This window comes from Streptosporangium jomthongense (assembly GCF_042650425.1).
In the GTDB taxonomy this organism is placed as follows: Bacteria; Actinomycetota; Actinomycetes; order Streptosporangiales; family Streptosporangiaceae; genus Streptosporangium.
Genome location: NZ_JBHSBC010000058.1, coordinates 65,295 through 83,479, shown reverse-complemented (window position 1 = coordinate 83,479; position 18,185 = coordinate 65,295). Strand labels below are relative to the sequence as shown.

The following is an 18,185-nucleotide window of genomic DNA, read 5'->3' as shown; positions in this document are numbered from 1 at the left end:
TTTCCATCCGTCATTATGGGACTGTGAAACCTGTCATGCGACTCCCGCTTCGTGATCAGATCCGGCAGGCCGTACTCGACGGCCTGATCAGCGGTCGGTGGGAGCCCGGCGACCGCGTCGTGGAACGGCACATGGCGGCGGAGCTGGGCGTCAGCCAGGCTCCGGTACGTGAGGCGCTGCGCGAGCTGGAGGCGCTCCGGCTCATCGAGTCGTCGCCGCACAAGGGCGCGCGGGTCCGCCGGATCACCGCGACCGACCTGCGCGAGATCTACGAGGTGCGGGCGGGCCTGGAGGAGACGGCCGTGCGGCTGCGGCACCCGTCCGTCGAGGCGCTGCGGGTCCACCACGCAGGCCTGCGACAGGCCGCGGCCGCCTCCTCCGTGGCCGACCAGGTACGCCACGGCGTCGCGTTCCACCGCGAGATCGTCAAGGCCTCGGGCAACGACGTGCTCCTGGCGGTGTGGGAGTCACTCGGCATCGAGGTGTGGACGCACCTGTCGATACGGCTGTTCCGGATGCGGCTCTGCGAGAACACCGCCGACCACGAGCCGCTCATGGCGGCGTTCGAGCGCGGGGACCCCGACGCGGGGGCCCTGCTTCGCGACCACATCCTCGGCTACGCCCCGCTCAACTGAGCGCACCCGGTCTCCACGCCGGGCACGGCCGCCACGCTCTCCACGGCCCGGCGGACCCGCTCCTGTACGGCATCACCGGCTGCAGGGACTGCGACGTCACCGCCAAGTCTTGCAAGTTCGCCCCAGGGCGACCTGGTCAAGTGGTACCAGCGGTCGCGCCGGGACACCGGCTCCTCTGAGCCCCATCGTCTCCGCGACGCCGAACGCCGCCCGGCTGAACCGTGCCCGGCCCAGGAATCCGGCCCGGCGGCCGAGGGGGTCATCGATGACACCGCCGTAGGTGAGCCGCAACTCCACGGACAGGGTGGTCGCCTTCATGGTGAGGTCGCCGCCGATCACGTAGTCCGTGCCGCTACTCCGCACGGTGGAGGAACGGCAGCCGATCAAGATCGGCGGGATCGGCGATGACCGGAACGTCGATCTCCTCGCCGCCCATCACGATGTCGACGGATCCGACGTCGGGGCGCCTGGCGAAGGACGCGGCGATGGTGTCGACCTTGCCGTGCGGGACCCGCGCCTGCAGCAGCGTGGCACCGATGCTCTGTTCTGCCGCGATCGTCCGCATGGCGGTGATGCCCCCTCGCGCGTACGCGTGAGGGGGCGGGTGACCGTACGGGCCGAGACGCCCAGGACGGCCGCGATACGGCAGATCTCCGCTCGCCCGTCAATCTGGAGGGCCCCGATGATGCGTCGATCCAGGTCATCGAGGGCGATGCCGGAATCCACCGTAGAGATGTGTTTCACGACTGATATCCGCCGTCTGGACAGGCTTCTGGGCCGCCCTTTCCCAGTGGCCCTGACCCCGATCGCTTCGCCGATCCGGGGTCTCTGGTGCCGGCCCGGGACGGGCCACCGAGGTCCGGCTCCGGCGCAGGCTTGGAAACCCGCGCCGAGCTGGATCGACCCACCCCTTCGCCCTTGGCCGTGGCTTCGGGAGTCCTGGGCCGTCACCGACGGTGGGTCTCCACGTGGGCGGGGCGCCCTTCGCCGGCGCTCTGCCGACGGCCGGCGGCCGAAGAAGGTGGGCCCGTCCGGTTCGGGCCTACGGAAAGGGCGCTGCCGGGCCTGTGACGCATTTTCTGGGCGAAAGGTTGGTTTGTCCGGCTATGTGATGACTCACTGCGCAAGGCCCCTTATTCCGGGGCGACTGCATGGCAAGATGATCTTTGGTTACCCCGAACGGAGAGAAGAAATGCGCAAGACATCGGCTGTCACGACTCTGGCTGCCGTGGCGGCGTTCCTGTTCGTCGCCTCCCCTTCACCCGCCCTCGCCGCGCCCTCGGCACCGGCCCTGGCCGCCGCATCGGGCCTGAAGACGGTGTACGGCTGGGCGAAGCGGTCCGGCAACTCCGCCATGATCGTCACGCCGTACCGGGCGCACCGCGAGGGCACGGGCGGCGACTGGTATCTCGGCAAGCGCGCCGGTGACCCCGTCAGGATCGACTACACCGAGGGTCTGGACTACCGCCAGATCAACAAGAAGTGCGGCTACGGCCCGTCGCCGTACAAGAGCCGCAACACCCGGAGCACGTCCGCGACGGGCACCGTGAAGTGCGACCCCGGCCACCTCTACCTTCGGCTCCGTGAGGGACGCACCCCGGTGAAGGTCGTCTACGACCCCGCAGGACCGATGGCGGTCAAGGTCTACGAACTGGTCGGTCCGTAACCGCGTCCGGCATGCCACAGGGCCCGCACGCGGGCCGGACATGGACGTGCCGCCCCTGCCTGGCATCGGATGCCAGGCAGGGGCGGCACGTTCGGCCGTGTCGACACGGCCCGCAACCAGCTGACGGTGCTGATCGGCACCTCCGCCGGTCGGGCCTATGCGCGTGCCCGGTGGCCCGTGCCGCGGGCCGGTACGGCCAGCACGATCGCGCGGTGGACCAGCCATTCCAGCGGCCCGCGCCGGAACCGGCGCAGCCACAGCGGGGAGAAGACCAACGCGAAGACAGCCATACCCGCGAACAGGGCGAAGCCGTACGGTGGGCCACCCGCCACCCGCTCGATGAAGACCTGGTGGGCGGCGTACCACGTCAGCGCCAGGCTTCCGACGGCGGTCAGCGGCAGCAGCGCCCGCCGCCACCCGGGCCGCTCCAGCAGCGTGAGGAAGGCGGCCAGCAGCAGCAGGCCGACCCCGGTCATCATCGGTGCCATCGGAACGCTCAGCGCGTACAGCTGGTGCGGCGGCAGGGTCAGCACCGAACTCCACGGCTGCAGCATCGGCCCGCCGGTGGACTCCATCATCGCCGCCAGCGCACGCTCGGCGCCCAGCGGGCCGAGCGCGAACCACGAGATCAGCCAGCAGAGGACGACCAGCGATGAGCCGAAAAGAACCATTCGCCGACGTACGGCGCGGCTGCGCAGGTCCAGCCGACCGATGGCCAGCCCGGCCAGCAGCAGCGGGATCGCGTACGGTGTCTGGAAGCCACCGCCCAGCAGCAACTGGTGGAGCTTGGCGAGCCAGTCCTGCGGGTGGATCAGCAGCGTCAGGCCGAAAGCGGGCTCGGCGCCGGTGTTCATCGGGGAGATGGCCCAGGTGCCGCCGTAGTTCAGCACGACGAAGCAGAAGACGGGCAGCACGGCGCCGAGGACACCGGCCGCGGCCAGCAGCGTGCCCGGCCGTAGCCGCACCAGCGGCATCAGGATCAACAGCCACACGGCGTAGAACTCAAGGATGGACAGGTTCAGGCCGGACAACTGGTCCACACACAGACTGACCAGCAACAACATGGCCGCGCGGATCGCAAGCCGTTTCCTGGCCACCTTCAGCCGATCGCCGTCCAGCGGTTCGGCTCCACCGGTCATCAGCGCCACCGAGATGCCGGCCATCAGCACGAACAGGCTCATCGACCGGCCGGAGACGGTGTGCTCGATCCAGTCGAGCACGGCCGGTTTGTCCCGCATCGGAGCCGGGCTCAGCCATCCGGTCGGGCTGACGTGCATGTAGACCATGCCCATGATGGCCAGCGCCCGTACGGCGTCCAAGCCCAGCAACCGCCCCCGCGGGGGCTGGGATCGGACCACCGGCGGAGCGGCCACCGGGGCGTCGTACGGAACGTGCGCGGGATGGTTCATTTCAGGTAGTCCTCCAAGAGCGCGGGCGTCAGCCCGTCTTTCCTCGCCTGATCGATGAATGCTTCGATGTCTTCTTTGAATTCGTCACGGAAATGCATGAGAACGATGTCGCCCGGAACGAGACGGTCACCGGCGGCGAATTCGATATGGCCTTTGGCGATTTCCGCGCTCCAGTGCACCAGCTGTTTGACGCTGCATTCGGCGGCGACCTGCACGGTGGTGGCGTCGAAGCTGCCGTACGGCGGCCGCAGCAAGGTGGGGCGGCGGCCGAAGACCTTTTCGAACCGGTCGGAGGCCGCGCAGATCTCCTTGTGCTGAAGAGCGCGCGGCCTGCCCGCCAGATCCAGGTGGCCGACGGTGTGGTTCTCGACCACCGCGCCGGTCCGGTCGCGCATTCGGCGGAAGAAGCCGCTGTCCTGCCGGACGTACTGGCCGGTCAGGAACAGCGTCGCCTTGATGCCTGACCCGCGCAGCAGGTCGATCATCCCCGCGTGGCGCTTCAGGCCGTCGTCGACGGTGAGGAAGACGACGCGATCTTCGGTGGGGACGCGGTGGACGGCCTTGCCGGCCTGGCCGGTCTGGCCCGCCGGTTGTGGCGCGGCTGCGAGCGTCCGGGCCGTCAGGCCGGACGCGAGAACCGCGGCGGCGGCCAGCACCGGAACCGCGCCGGTGAGAACGGTCCGCCTCCGATGCTTTCCCGGCCCTTTTCCGTGTTCCATGGCCGCCACCTTAGGGGCCGCCTCCGTAGGTTTATTTCAGCTTTTCCATCGGCCGCCCAGAGGTAATCCATAGGTTCTGTAACAATGCGTGGACGGTATTATCGGCGGCATGTCGCTGAAAAAACGGTTCACCGCCGCGGGAGCCGTGCTGTTCGGTCTCGTGGTGGCCGGGACGGTCTCCCTGGCCGGGTGCGGGATCGATCCTCGGGTGCGTCTGGAGCACCCGGCCGGGCAGGAGACCGGGCGGAGCACGTCCTCCACGGCGCCGGCGCAGACCGCGGTCGCCGTCCCCTCCGACCTCGACGGTCTGCGGGTGCTGCGGGAGGATCCGCGCCTGGGCACGAAGACCACCTCCGCGATCAGACGCTGCGAGGGCGGCCGGTTCCCGGTCTACTCCGAGGAGATCTCCCTGTCCGGTCAGTCGGAAGGCGTCCACCTGATGGCCGTCACCGTCTACACCTGTCCCGGCCGCAGCTGCGGGTACGAGGGGACCCGCGGCACCTACGTCTACCGCCTCGAACAGGGCCGGCCGGGTGAACGGGTCTACGCCCACCAGGGCGCGGGCAGCCGCGTGGAGGTCCGCGACGCGGCCCTGGTCCTGATCCGGCCGGACTACCTGCCGGGCGACGACGCCTCCTGCCCGACCACCACCCGGGCGACACCGCTGCGCTGGAACGGCCGCACGCTCGTTCTCGACGGCGCGTGAGACGACACGAAAGGACGAGGGCAGGATGTCCATGGACGCCGCCGAGACCCCGCATGTGCTGTTCGTCGAGGACGACGAGGTGATCCGGAGGTGACCCAGCTGACCTTGGAACGCGACGGTTTCACGGTCACCACCGCCGCCGACGGGCCGGCCGGGCTGGAGGCCTTTCGCGCCCGCACTCCCGATGTCGCGCTGCTGGATGTGATGCTGCCCGGGATGAACGGGGTGAGCCTGTGCCGGCGTATCCGCGCCGAGAGCCTCGTCCCGGTGATCATGCTGTCGGCCCGGGACGACGCCGTCGACGTGGTCGTCGGTCTGGAGGCCGGAGCCGACGACTACGTGACCAAGCCCTTCGACGGCTCGGTGCTGCTGGCCCGCATTCGCGCGGTGCTGCGCCGCAGCGGGCGCAACGGCGCGGCCGGTGCGGACACCGGGCAGCGTGCCCGTCAGCTGCGCTTCGGCGATGTCGACATCGACGTCGACGGCGTACGGGTGCTGCGCGGCGGCAGGCCGGTGGCGCTCACCCCGACCGAGATGCGGCTGCTGCTGCGTTTCGCCGAGTCCCCCGGCACGGTGCTCAGCAGGGACGTGCTGCTGGAGAGCGTCTGGGACTACGCCTACGGCGGCGATTCGCGCCTGGCCGACATCCATGTGCAGCGCCTGCGCAACAAGATCGGCGCCGACCGCATCGAGACCGTGCGCGGGTTCGGCTACAAACTGCGCGCGGAGAACGAGTGAGGTCCTGGCCGAGATCTCGGCGTACGGCGGGAGCGCGGCGGATGAGCCTGCGCTGGAAGATCAGCGCCGCCGTCGCCGTGGTCAGCGTCCTGGTCGCGGTGGCGCTGAGCCTCAGCGTCCATCTCGCCTACGCCCGCAGGCAGGCCGACGACGCCCACCGCCTGCAGGCCGAACGCATCCGCCTGCTGCTGCGCGAGTACCACCGAAGCGGCCAGACGGTCTTCGGCAGCCAGCTGGACGACCCGGCCGTGCCGGCGGACCTGCGCGCGGCGGCGCGGGACGGGGTCGTCGCCACCGCGCTGCGCCGGACCCGCGAGGGCACCTTCGTCTGGGCGGCGGCCGGGACCGGCGGTCACGTCCTGTCACTGCGCTCGGACTACGGCCCCAGCCTTGCGGACCTGGCCGCGCTGGACCGGGTCCTGGTCCTGGGCTCGGCCGGGGCCGGTGTCGGCGGCACCCTGGCCGGGATCGCCGTCGGCGCGCGCCTGTCACGCCGGCTGCGGCGGGCCGCGGCCGCCGCCCGCCACGTCAGCGCGGGCGATCCCACCGTCCGGGTCGGCGCGGAGATCGGCGGCCGCTCCCATGACGAGGCCGCCGAACTCGCCCACGCCGTCGACGCCATGGCCGAGGCCCTGCAGGGCCGTCTGGAGGCCGAACGCCGGGTCACCGCCGACATCGCCCACGAGTTGCGCACCCCGCTCACCGGCCTGACCACCGCCGCCGAGCTCCTGCCGCCGGGACGGATGACCGACATCGTCCAGGACCGGGTCAAGGCGCTGCGCGCCCTCACCGAGGACGTGCTGGAGGTGGCCCGCCTGGACACCGCCACCGAACGTCCCGCCCTGTCCGACGTCGCCCTCGGCGATTTCGTCACGCGCCGGGCGACCGCCTTCGTCCCTGACGCGCAGGTGCGCGTCCGCACCGGCACCGTGGTCGCCACCGACCCGCGCCGCCTGGAGCGCATCCTGGCGAACCTGCTCACCAACGCCACCCGGCACGGCCGGCCGCCGATCGCCGTGGTCGTGGACGGCCTCCGCGTCACCGTCCATGACCACGGTCCCGGCTTCCCCGACCATCTGCTGCGCGCCGGGCCGATGCGTTTCCGCAAAGGCGGCGACCCGGCCGCCGCGGGCCACGGGCTGGGTCTGACCATCGCCGCGGGCCAGGCCGCCGTGCTGGGTGCCCGTCTCACCTTCACCAACCCTCCCGAAGGCGGCGCGCTGGCCACGCTCGACCTGCCCGTGGCCTCCGACGTTCCATGACGCGGCCTGCTCAAGGCGGTTTCAAACAGGTCGACACGGCACGCGGCGGGCATCCGCCCCGTGAACACCGTGTGAGGGGCGGCCCCTGACCGACCTCCGCGCCTCCGCCGGACGCGGTTTCCGCCTGAGCCGCGCTCACCGCCCGGCCGTGTGCGCGAGGACGGTGGCGGCCAGTTCCTCGTGCACCTCCGGCGGCAGCGTGTGCCCCATGCCCTCGATGATCATCAGCCGCGCCCCGGGGACGCGTTCGGCGATGATCGCGCTGTGGCCCGGCTTGGCCGGCTCGCAGCTGCCCTCGATGACCAGGGTGGGCGCCTTCACCCGGTGCAGCACGCCCTCCGGCTCGAAGTCCGGCTTGGCCATGGCGGCCAGCCGGTGGTTGGCCACGGCCGACAGGTCGCGGGCACGGTCGTAGATCCGCTCCTGCAGCCGGCGCGCCGCGTCCTCGTCGAACGGCAGTTCGTCGCCGTGCAGGAGGCGCTGTTCGGCGATCATGCCGTCGATCGTCGCGCGCCTGCCCTCCGGCGGCGGGCCGGCGATCAGCGCGCGGTAGAAGTCCACGAACGCCGGCGTCGGCTCCGGCAGGCTGCCCTCGGGCTGTGGCTGTCCCATCAGGGCCCGCATGATCACCTCGCCCTCCCTGCCGCCGAGCGGCGAGGAGCCGATGACGGTCAGCGAACGCACCCGCTCCGGGCGTTCCACGGCGACGTACTGGCCGAGCAGGCCGCCCGCCGAGTGACACACCAGGTGGGCGCTGTCCAGCCCGTGGGCGTCCATCACGCGGTAGACATCGTCCTTGATGTCGTTCCACGTGTACGGGTGGGCCGCGAAGTCGACGGTGCCCGACATGCCGGTGTCCCGGTGGTCGTACCGGATCACTCGGCGGCCTCCTGCGGTCAGCCGACCGACGAACTCGTCCGGCCACAGGATGGCCTGCGACATCGAACCCATGATCAATAGGATCGGCGCATCCGTCTCGGCGCCGAACTCTTCACTCCAGATGGTGACGTTTTGCATGTCTCAAAGCATGCCGTCGCCGGCTACGGGCGCCTTCTGTAGAACTACTAGCCGCGCCAGATCCGTACGGGAGCCGATGCCCAGTTTGGGATAGATCTTGTACAGGTGGTACTCGACCGTACGCGGACTCAGGAACAGCTGGGCGGCGATCTGCTTGCTCGACAGACCGTCGGCGACCAGGCCCGCGATGCGCAGCTCCTGTGGGGTCAGCGCGTCCAGCAGAGACGCGGGGGCCGCGTGCGACTCACCCGCCGCGCGCAGCTCCTCCTGCGCGCGCCGCGCCCACGGCCTGGCCCCCGCCCGCTCGAACGTCTCCCATGCCGTACGCAGGTGCGCCCGCGCCTCACCCGGCCGTTGCGCGCGGCGTAGCCGTTCGCCGAGCAGCAGGGACGTCCTCGCCGCCTCGAAGGGGTTGGTGTGCAGCTTCAGCGCTTCGAGGAAGGCGTCCTCGGAGGAGCAGGCGAGGCCGCGGCAGCGGGCCAGCAGCGCGCGTGACTCGGGCGTCGCCGCGTTCGCCGACCATCGTTCGTACGTCTCCAGCGCCGCCCGCGCGCCCGCCTCGTCACCCGCGCCCACGGCCGCCTCCACCCGGTCGGGGGTCGTGCGCCACACCACGGTCGGGTGCCCGCCGCCCGGCCCCGCCGACGCGATGGCCGTGAAACGGTCGTGCGCGGAGGCGTACCGGCCGAGGCACAGGTCGAGCAGCGCCCGTGCGTACGCGGCCACCCCGATCCGCAGCCCCACCCGGTGCGGGACGGCGATCGCCAGCGCCTCCCGCGCCTGCCGCTCGCAGGACTCCTCCTCGCCGCGCAGCGCGGCCAGCACCGCCAGGTTGGCGAGATGGGCGGCCACCGTGTTGGCGTATCCGGCCTCCCGGGCCAGCTCCAGGCCCTCCTCCGAGACGGCCTGGCTGCGCGCGAGCTGCCCGGCGATGCGCTCGGCGGTCGCCACGAACTCCAGCACCACCGGCAGCTGCCCGGCCATCCCCGACACTCTGGCCACCCGCCCCGCCCGGCCCGCCAGCTCGTTGGCCAGATCCGGCTCGCCCAGGTAACTGGCCGCGGCCGACGCCCACAGCCATCCCGCCGCGTCCTCCAGCTCGCCCGTCCTGGCCAGCGCCCGCCGCAGCAGGACCGGTCCGGAGGCGTCACCGTCCACGGTCAGGCCGATCCCGGCCACGACGTCCCGCAGGAACCCCTCCGGGTGCGCCGCCGCCCGCCTGCCGAGCTCGACGACCGCGCCCATGTCGCCGACGTACGAGGCCGCCTCCGAGGCGTCGGCCAGCATGTCCAGGCCGTCGCCCGCCGCGAGGATCCGTACGGCTTCGGCGGCGTTGCCCGAGTTGAGCTCGAACCTGCCCCTGAGCCGGGCGATCTCCATGGCCAGGGTGGCGTCGGCACCCGCGCGTTCGCGGGCCTCGGCCAGCAGGGACTCCGCCTGTCCCGGACGGCCGCCGAGCCAGGCCGCGACGGCGGCGTCCTTCAGCCGTACGGCTCGGGTGTGCGGTCCGGGCGTCAGCTCGGCGGCCCTGGCCAGGGCGGTCGCGGCGGCGGCGTACCCGCCCCGGTCGCGTGCCCGTTCGGCGGCCTGTTCCAGTTCGGCGGCGACCCTCTCGTCCTGGCCCAGCGCGGCCCTCGCCAGATGCCAGGCCCGCCGGTCGCCCGTGGCCGACTCCGCGAGGACGGCATGCACCCGCCGCACGTCAGCTCCTTGGGCTGCCTCGTGGACCGCCGAGCGTATGAGCGGATGCCTGAACCGCACCCCGTCACCCGCCGTCTCGACCAGCCCCGCCGTCTCCAGCTCGCCCAACGCGACCCGCCCGGGTTCGGAGCCGGGCCGGGGGAGCAGGTCGGCGGCGGCGCGCAGGACGAGGGACAGGTCGGTCTCGACGGCGGCGACCAGCGCGACCAGCCGGGCATCGGGGGACAGACCGGCCACGAGGTCGCCGAACAGCCGGGAGCCGCCCGGCAACGGATCGGGCAGTGGCTCACGGCCGGTGAGCTGCGCGGGCGTCAACCGGGCGGCGATCTCGCCCAACGCGAGCGGGTTCGCGCCGGTCAGCGTGACGAGCTCGCGCCTCACCGGCGCGGGCATCTCCCCGTGACGCGTCTCCAGCAACTCGTCCGCGGCCGCCTCCGGCAACCCCCGTACGTCCACCGCCGCCGTCACCCCCTTGACCGGCGCGTCACCGCGTACGGCGAGCAGCATGGCGACGCGTTCGGTCCCGAGCCGCCGGGCGGCGAACAGCAGCGCGTCGGCCGAGGCGCGGTCGACCCACTGGAAGTCGTCGACCACGCAGATGAGCCCGTCCGGCGCGGCGGCCTCGGCCAGCAGCGACAGCACCCCGGCCCCCACCAGGAACCGGTCACCCGCGCCCCCCGCCGCCATGCCCAGCGCGGCGCGCACGGCGTCGCGCTGCGGCTCGGGCAACGCGTCGAGTGACCCGGTCACCGGCCACAGCACCTGGTGCAACGCCGCGAACGCCAAATCGGACTCCGACTCGACGCCCGTGGTGCGCAACACCCGCATCGACCCGCCCCGCGCCGCCGCCGCGTCGAGCAGCGCGGTCTTCCCCGTCCCCGCCTCCCCCCGCAACACCACGGCGCCGCCGCGTCCCTCACGCGCCCCCGCGATCACCTCGTCAAGCGCACCGATCTCCACCGATCTCCCAAAAAGCACATCCCCACCCTAGGAGCCCTCCCGGAGAGGTCGATCGCGTCCGTTGGGCGCTCCGAGGCGGCAAAGCTGTGAGCGAGCGACCGCCGTCGGCCCCGTTGGGTCGGCTTGGGGGCCTTCCAGTGACTTCCCAGCCCTGCGGACAGCGGGCTGCCTGACCTGGCCCGGTTCGGTGGGTCGCGTTTCGAACGCGGCCTCGGTCGTCGGCGAGGAAAGATGGGCGTGGTGAGCGACCACGTGTCCGGCGAGCTGCTGGAGATAGCCGAGGCCCTTCTCCCCGGAACCTCGCTGAAAGCGGCGCGGTTCTTTCGCGGCGGGGTCCACGACGTCGTCCTGCTTCCGGGGGTCGCGGCGGTGCGGGTCAGCAGGCTGCCGTCCGGGGCACAGGCCCTGCCACGGCGGACCGAGGCGCTGCGGGCGATCGCGGCGGCCGGCCTGCCGTTCGCGGTGCCCGAGCCGCTGACGCCGGTGACGATGTTCGGAGCTCGCGCCGCGGTCGCCGTCTCCTGGATCGACGGTTCCGGACTGCCTGATGGAGTGGGCGATCCGGTGAGGATCGGCGAGCTTCTCCGGGCTCTACGGGAGTTCTCCGTCACCCCGCGGCTGCGCGCCGTACTGGGTGCGCCGCGCACCTTCACCGGCGGCCATCACTGGGCCGACATCCTGGCCGAAGAGGTCATCCCGCGCCTGCCCGGCAGGTGGCGCGAGGAAGGCCGGCGGCGCCTGGAGGACGCCCTGGCCCTGGAGGAGGTCCCAGACTGTCTTGTCCACGGCGATCTCGGCGCGGACAACGTCCACTGGAGCGGCGACGGTACGCTGATCGGAGTTCTGGACTGGGATCGGGCTCATCTGTTCGACCCGGCGGTCGACGCCGCCACCATGGGATGGCTGCATGGCTGGGACAATCTTCGCAAGGCCGTAGACGGCGCCACCTACAGGCGTGCCCGGGTCTGGGACCGGACGTTCGGGGTGACCCATCTTGTCGCGGCGCTGGACGGCAGGGCGCCGGCGAACGCCGACAGCTACGCGCGGCACATCGTCGCATGGTTGGAGGCAGGCGCCTCGAACGGGTGAACTCCCCGACGGGGCGGCCGGGCCCACGAAGGGTGTACGAGTTCTCGCCGATGACAGGCATGCGCCGGGAAACGGTGATGGCCATCGCGTGACCTTCGGGTGGCGAAGACCGAGTTAGGAGGGTCGGCCGGACCGCTGTACGGCCTGGTTCGGCGCCGTGATCACGTGGCGGAAAAAGGAGTGGGCGGGATCGCATCGGACTGGTAGCTTGCAGCTGACCGTGACACCGCCGAGGAGGTGAGACCCATGAACGCTGTATCGATGTGGGTGCTCCCCCTTCCCGTCACGGCCGGGCGATTGACGTAGGTGTCGCCGGGAGCGCCTCGCCAAAAAGGCACTCCCGGAAGGCAACACCATGGACTTTTCGCAGGTCACCGCTGGGCTGTCGTCGAACGACACGGTCGAGCGCGACTTCACCCCGGCAGCCCCGGGCGCCGATCACGCGCCTCTCGTGTTCGACGTGATCATCGCCGGGTGCGGGCCGACCGGCGCGACGCTGGCCGCGGAACTGCGGCTGCACGATGTGCGGGTGCTCGTCCTTGAGAAGGAGACCGCGCCCAAGTCGTTCGTCCGCATAGTCGGTCTGCACGCCCGCAGTCTTGAGCTGATGGCGATGCGCGGACTGCTGGACCGCGTCCTCGAACACGGAAGGCGGCGTCCGGCCGGTGGTTTCTTCGCCGCCATCCCCAAACCCGCGCCCGAGAACCTGGACTCCGCGCACGCCTATCTGCTGGGCATCCCGCAGCCGGTCATCGAACGTCTCCTCGAAGAACACGCCATCGAGCTGGGCGCTCAGGTCCGGCGTGGCTGGACGGTGACCGGGTTCGAGCAGGACGACGAGGGCGTGACCGTCGAGCTGGCCGACGGGCGGCGGCTGCGTTCGCGCTATCTCGTCGGCTGTGACGGCGGGCGCAGTACGGTGCGCAAACTGCTCGGCGTCGGCTTCCCCGGCGAGCCCTCGCGGGCCGAGACGTTGATGGGCGAGATGGAAGTGGGTGCGCCGCAGGAGGAGATCGCCGCCAGGACGGCCGAGGTCCGCGAGAGCCATCAGCGATTCTGGCTGCGGCCCTTCGGGGGAGGGGTCTACAGCGTTCTGGTCCCCGCCGAGGGAGTCGGCGATCGCGCGGAACCGCCCACCCTCGAAGATTTCAAACAGCGGTTGCGCGCCGTCGCCGGAACGGACTTCGGCGTGCACTCCCCGCGCTGGTTGTCCCGCTTCGGGGACGCCACCCGGCTGGCCGAGCGTTATCGGGTCGGGCGGGTGTTGCTGGCCGGTGACGCGGCGCACATCCATCCACCCATCGGCGGACAGGGCCTGAACCTTGGCGTTCAGGACGCGTTCAACCTCGGCTGGAAACTGGCCGCGCAGATCCGCGGCTGGGCCCCGGAAACACTGCTGGACACCTACCAGGCCGAACGGCACCCCGTCGCCGAGGACGTGTTGGACAACACCCGCGCACAGACGGAACTGCTGTCCACCGAACCGGGCCCGCAGGCCGTGCGCAGGCTGCTCACCGAACTGATGGACTTCGACGAGGTGAACCGCCACCTGATCGAGAAGATCACCGCGATCGGCGTCCGCTACGACTTCGGCGCGGGCCCCGACCTGCTTGGCCGCCACCTGCGTGACATCGAGGTGAAGCAGGGCCGCCTCTACGATCTGCTGCGTCACGGCCGCGGCCTGCTGCTGGACCGCACCGAACGCCTGACCGCGGGCGGCTGGTCGGACCGGGTCGACCACCTCGCGGATCCCACCGCGGCGCTGGATGTTCCGTGCGTTCTGCTACGTCCCGACGGCCACGTCGCCTGGGTCGGCGACGACCAGCAGGATCTGGACGACCACCTCTCCCGCTGGTTCGGCAGGCCCGCCGACTGATTTCGTCTGAGCGGTCACCTTCGGGGCCGAGCCGGATCAGGGTTCGGTGGTGAGCGACCGGAGTTCGGCGATCACGTCCGCGCCTGAGGGAGCGTGGTCCGGATCAAGCAGCCATTGCATCATCAGACCGGTCAGCAGGGCGAGGGGGACCGAGCCGCCGAGTCCCTCTCGCCCCTCCCGCTGCCCTCTGGCGAGGTGTTCGCGCACCTCCGGTGACCGCTCCGCCTGCACCACGGCCTCAAGCTGCGCCACCCACAACGCCCGGTGGGTGGTGAAGCTGTCGATCAGGGCCTGCCAGTGTCGCTCCGGCTCGTCCGAAGAGGTGCGGTGGGCGAGTTCGTCGCTGAGTTCGTCGACCGCCTCCACCAGGGCCTGGGTGAGCAGCGCGTCCTTGGAGCCGAAGTGGTAGCCGATGGCGGCATGACTCACTCCGGCGGCCGAGGCGATGTCCCGGACGGTCGTGTGAGCCCAGCCGCGTTCGATCAGGCACCGCTTGGCCCCGGCCAGCAGATCCTCTCGGTTTCCCATGCGGTGCAGCATAGCCGATGATTTGACCGTTCGGTCTATCCAAATGGATTGACCAAATGGGCAAATCGGCTTACCGTCATGCCCCATGACCAAGACGAAAGTTCTGATCTCCGGTGCGAGTGTGGCCGGGCCCGCCCTCGCCTTCTTCCTGAACCGCGACGGATACGAGGTGAGCGTGGTCGAGCGAGCCCCTGAGCTTCGTGACAGCGGATACGCGGTGGACTTCCGCGGTGAGGCGTTCGACGTGTTGGAGGACCTGGGCGTTCTCGCCGAGATGCGTGGGCACGACACGAAGATCGGATCCAGCCGAGATGCGGGCAAAACCGGCTATGAGTCGATCTTGAGATCGTACGGCATGCCCGCTGCGGGTCCGGGTTGATGGGCTATCCGGTGCCGAATCAGGCTCGCTGCGGGGTTGGCGCGTAATCTCGGAAGTCGTCCGCCGATCAGGTCGCCGCGCGCAAGCTGGCCGAGCAGGCGATCCGGCTGGCGGCCAAGACCAAAGATCACCCGGCTGATCTGATCAACGTGGCGCTGGAGGATCTGGCCAAGAACAGCTGCGAGTTCCCGGCGTTCTCCACCCTGGATGACCTGGCCTCTCAGGTGCGTGCGGAGGTCAACGGCGCCATCTTCACCCTGGCCTACGGCCGGATGAGCTTCGACGACCACACGCGCATGCCGGCGATGCTGGAGGTGGATCCGGCTACCGGCCGCAGCGGTCATGACCGAGCCAAGAAGAGCGCACCGCGGGCCACGGTGACCAAGCTGCGCCAGCAGTTGGACCATCTGGCCTGGCTGGACGGCATGGGCGGGGCCAGCGACGCCTGGCTCAAAGGGGTGCCCGCTTCCAAGATCGCCCATTTCGCGGCCGAGGCGCGGGCGCTGGACGCCGCTGAGATGCGCGACTACGGCGAGGTCAAGCGGATCGTGCTGGAAGCGTGCCTGCTACACCAGGCCCGGATACGCGCCCGCGATGACCTGGTGACCATGCTGTGCAAGCGGATGGACACCATGTACAACAAGGCCCGCGAGCTGCTGGAGACCTTCGCGCCGAGCAGCGTCAGCGCAATGGGCGGATGCTGGACACGATCGAGAGCAACGGCGGCCTGGCCGGCCTGGTGGCCGAGCGCGAGGCTCTGGCCGCCTTCCACGGCGACAACTACCTGCCGCTGCTGGAGCGCTTCTACCGCTCACACCGGGGGCTGCTGCTGCGCCTGGTCGACGTGCTGGTGCTGGAGCCGGCCAGCGCGGACCGCAGGCTGCTGGAGGCGCTGCAGTTCGTGCGCGTCAATGCCACCCGCACCAGCGAGTTCATCGGCGATGAGTACACGGTCGAGGAAGACGTCGTCGATGAGACGACCGGCGAGATCTCCGCGGTCACGGTGCGCAGGCACGTGGACGTGTCCTTCGCGCCGGAGGCATGACAGAAGGTGATCATCGACAAGCGCCGCCCCGGCAAGGTGGTGCGCCGGCATTTCGAGATCTGCGTGTTCTCCTGCCTCGCGGACGAGCTGGTGCGCGGCGATGTGGCGGCGGTCGGCTCCGAAGCCTACGCCAACTGGCAGTCCCAGTTGCTCAGCTGGGAGGACTGCCAGCCGTACCTGGCCGAGTACTGTGCCGAGGCGGGCCTGCCCACGACGGCTGCGGATTTCGTGGCGCAGTTGAAGATGCGGATGAAGGCTGAACATGTCGCTGGTGCTCAACCGGCTGCGCAGCGAAGGCGAGACAGTGCATCGCGCCGACGTGGCCATCATGTCCGCTACCAGGAGGACAACGTGCGCCGCTTCGGCGACTACGTCTACGACCTGAACGCACCGCTGGAGGACATGGAGGTCAACCTCGAGCTTGGCGAGGAGACCGATGCTGCCCGAGAGGCGCCGTTGCCGGGGTAGCCGCCACGTTGTCAGACAGTGGGCGGGGCCGGGCCGGCGCTTGGCGTTATCGATCGTCATGGAGCGGGGATACCAGGCCGGCGTCGTAGGCGGCGATGACGAGCTGGACGCGGTCGCGGGCGCCGAGTTTGGTGAGCAGGCTGGCGATGTGAGCTTTGGCGGTGCCGGGGCTGATGTGCAGGCGGGCGGCGATCTCGGCGTTGGACAGGCCGCGCCCGGCCAGGGTCAGCACCTCGCGTTCTCGCGCGGTGACGCCCGTCAACTCGCGCGGCCGCGGGCGGGGTTCGGGCCGTCCGGCGAACTCGGCGATGAGGCGGCGGGTGACGCTGGGGGCGATCAGGGCGTCGCCGGCTGCGACCACGTGGACGGCGGACAGGATGTCCTCCAGCGCCATGTCCTTGACCAGGAAACCGCTCGCTCCGGCCCGCAGCGCGGCGTGGACGTTGGCGTCGTCGTCGAACGTGGTGAGCATGATCACGCGGGTGTCCGGGGATTCGGCGGTGATGGCCTGGGTGGCCTCGATGCCGTCCATGCCGGGCATGCGGATGTCCATCACGACGACGTCGGGACGTAGCTGCCGGGTGAGCTGGACGGCTTGGGCTCCCATCCCGGCCTCCCCCGCTACGACGACGTCGGGGGTGCCCTCGATGACCATGCGCAGGCCGGCGCGGATCAGCGGCTGGTCGTCGGCGAGAACGACGCGGATGGTCATCGTGCCTCCGCCGGGGTGGTCCGGGCGCGGTCGGGCAGCGTCGCGGTGACGCGGAAGCCGCCCTCCGGGCGCGGCCCGGCGCTGAGGCTGCCGTCGAGCAGGGCGACCCTCTCGCGCATCCCGGCGATCCCGAACCCGCCACCGGCAGAGGTCGGCGCAGCTGTGGTGTCACCGTGGCCGTCATCGGTGATCGCGATGTTCAGTTCGTCGGACGCGTAGTCGAGGACGACCTGGCAGTGGTGGGCGCCGGAGTGGCGGACCACGTTGGTCAGCGACTCCTGGACGATACGGAAGGCGCACCGGTCCACGGCCGGAGGCAGCCCCCGCGGGTTCCCCCGCCGAACCACGTCCACCCGGACGCCCGCGGTCGCTGTCGTCTCGGCGAGCCGGTCGAGATCGGCCAGCCCCGACAACGGCTCCGAGACGGCCGCGACGGGATCACGGAGCACGCCGAGCAGGTCTCGGAGCCCGCGCAGCGTCTGCCTGCTGGCGTCCTCGATCGCGCCGAGCGCGTCCCGCGCCTGGTCAGGCCGGCTGTCAATCACCCGTGCCCCGGCGCCGGCCTGGATGGCGATGACGCCGATGCTGTGCGCGACCATGTCGTGCAACTCCCGCGCGATCCGCAGCCTGTCCGCCGTGACCGCCTGGAGTTCTGCCTGCGCACGCAGCGCCTGGCCGTACTCGCGTCGTTGCCGCAACGCCGTGCCGGCCGTCCAGGCGACGACGACGCCCAGCCCGAGCAGGACCGACAGCGCGACGAAGCCGGGCGCGAAGACGCGCAGCCCCTGGATCAGCAGGGCACCGTGCCAGGCCGCCTGCTGAACGGCTAGCGTGGCGCCCGCCGTGACCAGTCCGATGCGGCGAGTATGGCCGGCTGTGATGAAGCAGACGAGCAGGTCGGTAACCGGAAGCAGCGGCCAGATCCGCTCGGCGGGCTGCGCGAGCGCTATGGCGGCGAGCAGTCCGGCCAGCAGGACCGCCAGCACCGCGCACGGTCGCCGCCGGGCCCACACCAGCGGGACCGCCATCGCCGCGGCGAAGCCCGCGTGCGCCGCGCCCACCGGCAGCGGGCTCTCGCCGTCGGTCAGCGTCACGGCATACAGCAGTGGCAGGCAGGCCGCGACGGCGCACCAGGCCAGCGCCGTCCGCGCGCCGGGCGTCAGCCGCTGCATCAGGGGTGGCCTGGGCGTTTGTTCGCGCACCCGGCCGATCGTAGTCACCGGCTCGCGCTGCCCGCATCGGCCTTCCGGCCTATGCCCGCAGGCCACCCCGCCG

General features: G+C 71.0%; 18 protein-coding genes and 3 pseudogenes. 11 read left to right on the top strand and 10 right to left on the bottom strand.

All coding sequences use genetic code 11. The features are described from left to right. Window positions 1-35 precede the first annotated feature (35 nt). On the top strand, window positions 36-635 hold the full coding sequence (locus tag ACFOYY_RS41175) for a GntR family transcriptional regulator (protein ID WP_352012133.1): 600 nt from the start codon (window positions 36-38) through the stop codon (window positions 633-635). 96 nt (window positions 636-731) lie between these two features. Here the strand turns inward: ACFOYY_RS41175 and ACFOYY_RS41170 are convergent, their stop codons facing one another. The 3 genes and pseudogenes from ACFOYY_RS41170 to ACFOYY_RS41160 form a co-directional block, all read right to left on the bottom strand. Beyond that, window positions 732-998, bottom strand: a complete 267-nt coding sequence (locus ACFOYY_RS41170) for a YceI family protein (RefSeq protein WP_386196939.1) — start codon at window positions 996-998, stop codon at window positions 732-734. Beyond that, entirely contained in the window at window positions 988-1,200 is a 213-nt protein-coding gene (locus tag ACFOYY_RS41165; RefSeq protein ID WP_386196967.1) for a hypothetical protein, read from the bottom strand. Before ACFOYY_RS41165 ends, ACFOYY_RS41170 begins: the two co-directional genes overlap by 11 nt. 47 nt (window positions 1,201-1,247) lie before the next feature. Beyond that, window positions 1,248-1,361, bottom strand: a pseudogene (locus ACFOYY_RS41160) (AsnC family protein); the annotation flags it as partial. Between the two features lie 466 nt (window positions 1,362-1,827). Here ACFOYY_RS41160 and ACFOYY_RS41155 point away from each other — a divergent pair. Beyond that, a complete protein-coding gene (locus ACFOYY_RS41155; RefSeq protein ID WP_352012141.1) occupies window positions 1,828-2,301 on the top strand; it encodes a hypothetical protein in 474 nt (157 codons plus the stop codon). A gap of 155 nt (window positions 2,302-2,456) precedes the next feature. On the opposite strand, the gene ACFOYY_RS41150 is transcribed toward ACFOYY_RS41155, so the two are convergent. After that, window positions 2,457-3,710 carry a DUF418 domain-containing protein gene (locus ACFOYY_RS41150; protein WP_386196936.1) on the bottom strand — a complete coding sequence of 418 codons (1,254 nt, stop codon included), beginning with the start codon at window positions 3,708-3,710 and terminating at the stop codon, window positions 2,457-2,459. Beyond that, window positions 3,707-4,429 (bottom strand): polysaccharide deacetylase family protein, encoded by a 723-nt coding sequence (locus ACFOYY_RS41145; protein WP_386196934.1) that lies wholly within the window; start codon window positions 4,427-4,429, stop codon window positions 3,707-3,709. Before ACFOYY_RS41145 ends, ACFOYY_RS41150 begins: the two co-directional genes overlap by 4 nt. Window positions 4,430-4,538: 109 nt before the next feature. On the opposite strand from ACFOYY_RS41145, the gene ACFOYY_RS41140 reads away from it, so the two are divergent. The 3 genes and pseudogenes from ACFOYY_RS41140 to ACFOYY_RS41130 all read left to right on the top strand — a co-directional run bounded on the left by ACFOYY_RS41140 (window position 4,539) and on the right by ACFOYY_RS41130 (window position 7,135). Further along, window positions 4,539-5,135, top strand: coding sequence for a hypothetical protein (locus ACFOYY_RS41140; RefSeq protein ID WP_352012144.1), 597 nt, complete (start codon window positions 4,539-4,541; stop codon window positions 5,133-5,135). 31 nt (window positions 5,136-5,166) lie between these two features. Continuing rightward, window positions 5,167-5,873, top strand: a pseudogene (gene cseB / locus ACFOYY_RS41135) (two-component system response regulator CseB). Window positions 5,874-5,914: 41 nt separating this feature from the next. Continuing rightward, on the top strand, window positions 5,915-7,135 hold the full coding sequence (locus ACFOYY_RS41130; protein WP_386196932.1) for a HAMP domain-containing sensor histidine kinase: 1,221 nt from the start codon (window positions 5,915-5,917) through the stop codon (window positions 7,133-7,135). A 135-nt stretch (window positions 7,136-7,270) separates the two neighbouring features. Here the strand turns inward: ACFOYY_RS41130 and ACFOYY_RS41125 are convergent, their stop codons facing one another. Together ACFOYY_RS41125 and ACFOYY_RS41120 are read right to left on the bottom strand one after the other, a co-directional pair. Next, complete coding sequence (locus ACFOYY_RS41125) at window positions 7,271-8,077, bottom strand: alpha/beta fold hydrolase (protein ID WP_386196931.1); 807 nt, start codon at window positions 8,075-8,077, stop codon at window positions 7,271-7,273. 78 nt (window positions 8,078-8,155) lie between these two features. Then, the gene (locus ACFOYY_RS41120; protein WP_386196929.1) at window positions 8,156-10,831 is read right to left on the bottom strand and encodes an ATP-binding protein; all 2,676 of its coding nucleotides are present in this window, start codon (window positions 10,829-10,831) and stop codon (window positions 8,156-8,158) included. Window positions 10,832-11,044: 213 nt separating this feature from the next. On the opposite strand from ACFOYY_RS41120, the gene ACFOYY_RS41115 reads away from it, so the two are divergent. After that, window positions 11,045-11,902: a phosphotransferase gene (locus tag ACFOYY_RS41115; RefSeq protein ID WP_386196927.1), complete on the top strand. Its 858-nt coding sequence runs from the start codon at window positions 11,045-11,047 to the stop codon at window positions 11,900-11,902. Window positions 11,903-12,353: 451 nt separating this feature from the next. Continuing rightward, entirely contained in the window at window positions 12,354-13,778 is a 1,425-nt protein-coding gene (gene rox, locus ACFOYY_RS41110; protein ID WP_386196965.1) for a rifampin monooxygenase, read from the top strand. Window positions 13,779-13,814: 36 nt separating this feature from the next. Here the strand turns inward: rox and ACFOYY_RS41105 are convergent, their stop codons facing one another. Further along, window positions 13,815-14,306 (bottom strand): TetR/AcrR family transcriptional regulator, encoded by a 492-nt coding sequence (locus ACFOYY_RS41105; protein WP_386196925.1) that lies wholly within the window; start codon window positions 14,304-14,306, stop codon window positions 13,815-13,817. An 85-nt stretch (window positions 14,307-14,391) separates the two neighbouring features. Here ACFOYY_RS41105 and ACFOYY_RS41100 point away from each other — a divergent pair, with 85 nt between their 5' ends. The 4 genes and pseudogenes from ACFOYY_RS41100 (at window position 14,392) to ACFOYY_RS41085 (ending at window position 16,198) form a co-directional block, all read left to right on the top strand. Continuing rightward, window positions 14,392-14,685, top strand: a complete 294-nt coding sequence (locus tag ACFOYY_RS41100) for an FAD-dependent monooxygenase (protein WP_386196923.1) — start codon at window positions 14,392-14,394, stop codon at window positions 14,683-14,685. An 86-nt stretch (window positions 14,686-14,771) separates the two neighbouring features. After that, window positions 14,772-14,852 (top strand): annotated as a pseudogene (locus tag ACFOYY_RS41095) (hypothetical protein); the annotation flags it as partial. A gap of 530 nt (window positions 14,853-15,382) precedes the next feature. Beyond that, the gene (locus ACFOYY_RS41090; RefSeq protein WP_386196921.1) at window positions 15,383-15,730 is read left to right on the top strand and encodes a hypothetical protein; all 348 of its coding nucleotides are present in this window, start codon (window positions 15,383-15,385) and stop codon (window positions 15,728-15,730) included. Window positions 15,731-15,736: 6 nt separating this feature from the next. Continuing rightward, a complete protein-coding gene (locus tag ACFOYY_RS41085; RefSeq protein WP_386196919.1) occupies window positions 15,737-16,198 on the top strand; it encodes a hypothetical protein in 462 nt (153 codons plus the stop codon). 46 nt (window positions 16,199-16,244) lie between these two features. On the opposite strand, the gene ACFOYY_RS41080 is transcribed toward ACFOYY_RS41085, so the two are convergent. Then, complete coding sequence (locus ACFOYY_RS41080) at window positions 16,245-16,910, bottom strand: response regulator (protein ID WP_386196917.1); 666 nt, start codon at window positions 16,908-16,910, stop codon at window positions 16,245-16,247. After that, entirely contained in the window at window positions 16,907-18,112 is a 1,206-nt protein-coding gene (locus tag ACFOYY_RS41075) for a sensor histidine kinase (protein WP_386196915.1), read from the bottom strand. Before ACFOYY_RS41075 ends, ACFOYY_RS41080 begins: the two co-directional genes overlap by 4 nt. Window positions 18,113-18,185: the final 73 nt, after the last annotated feature.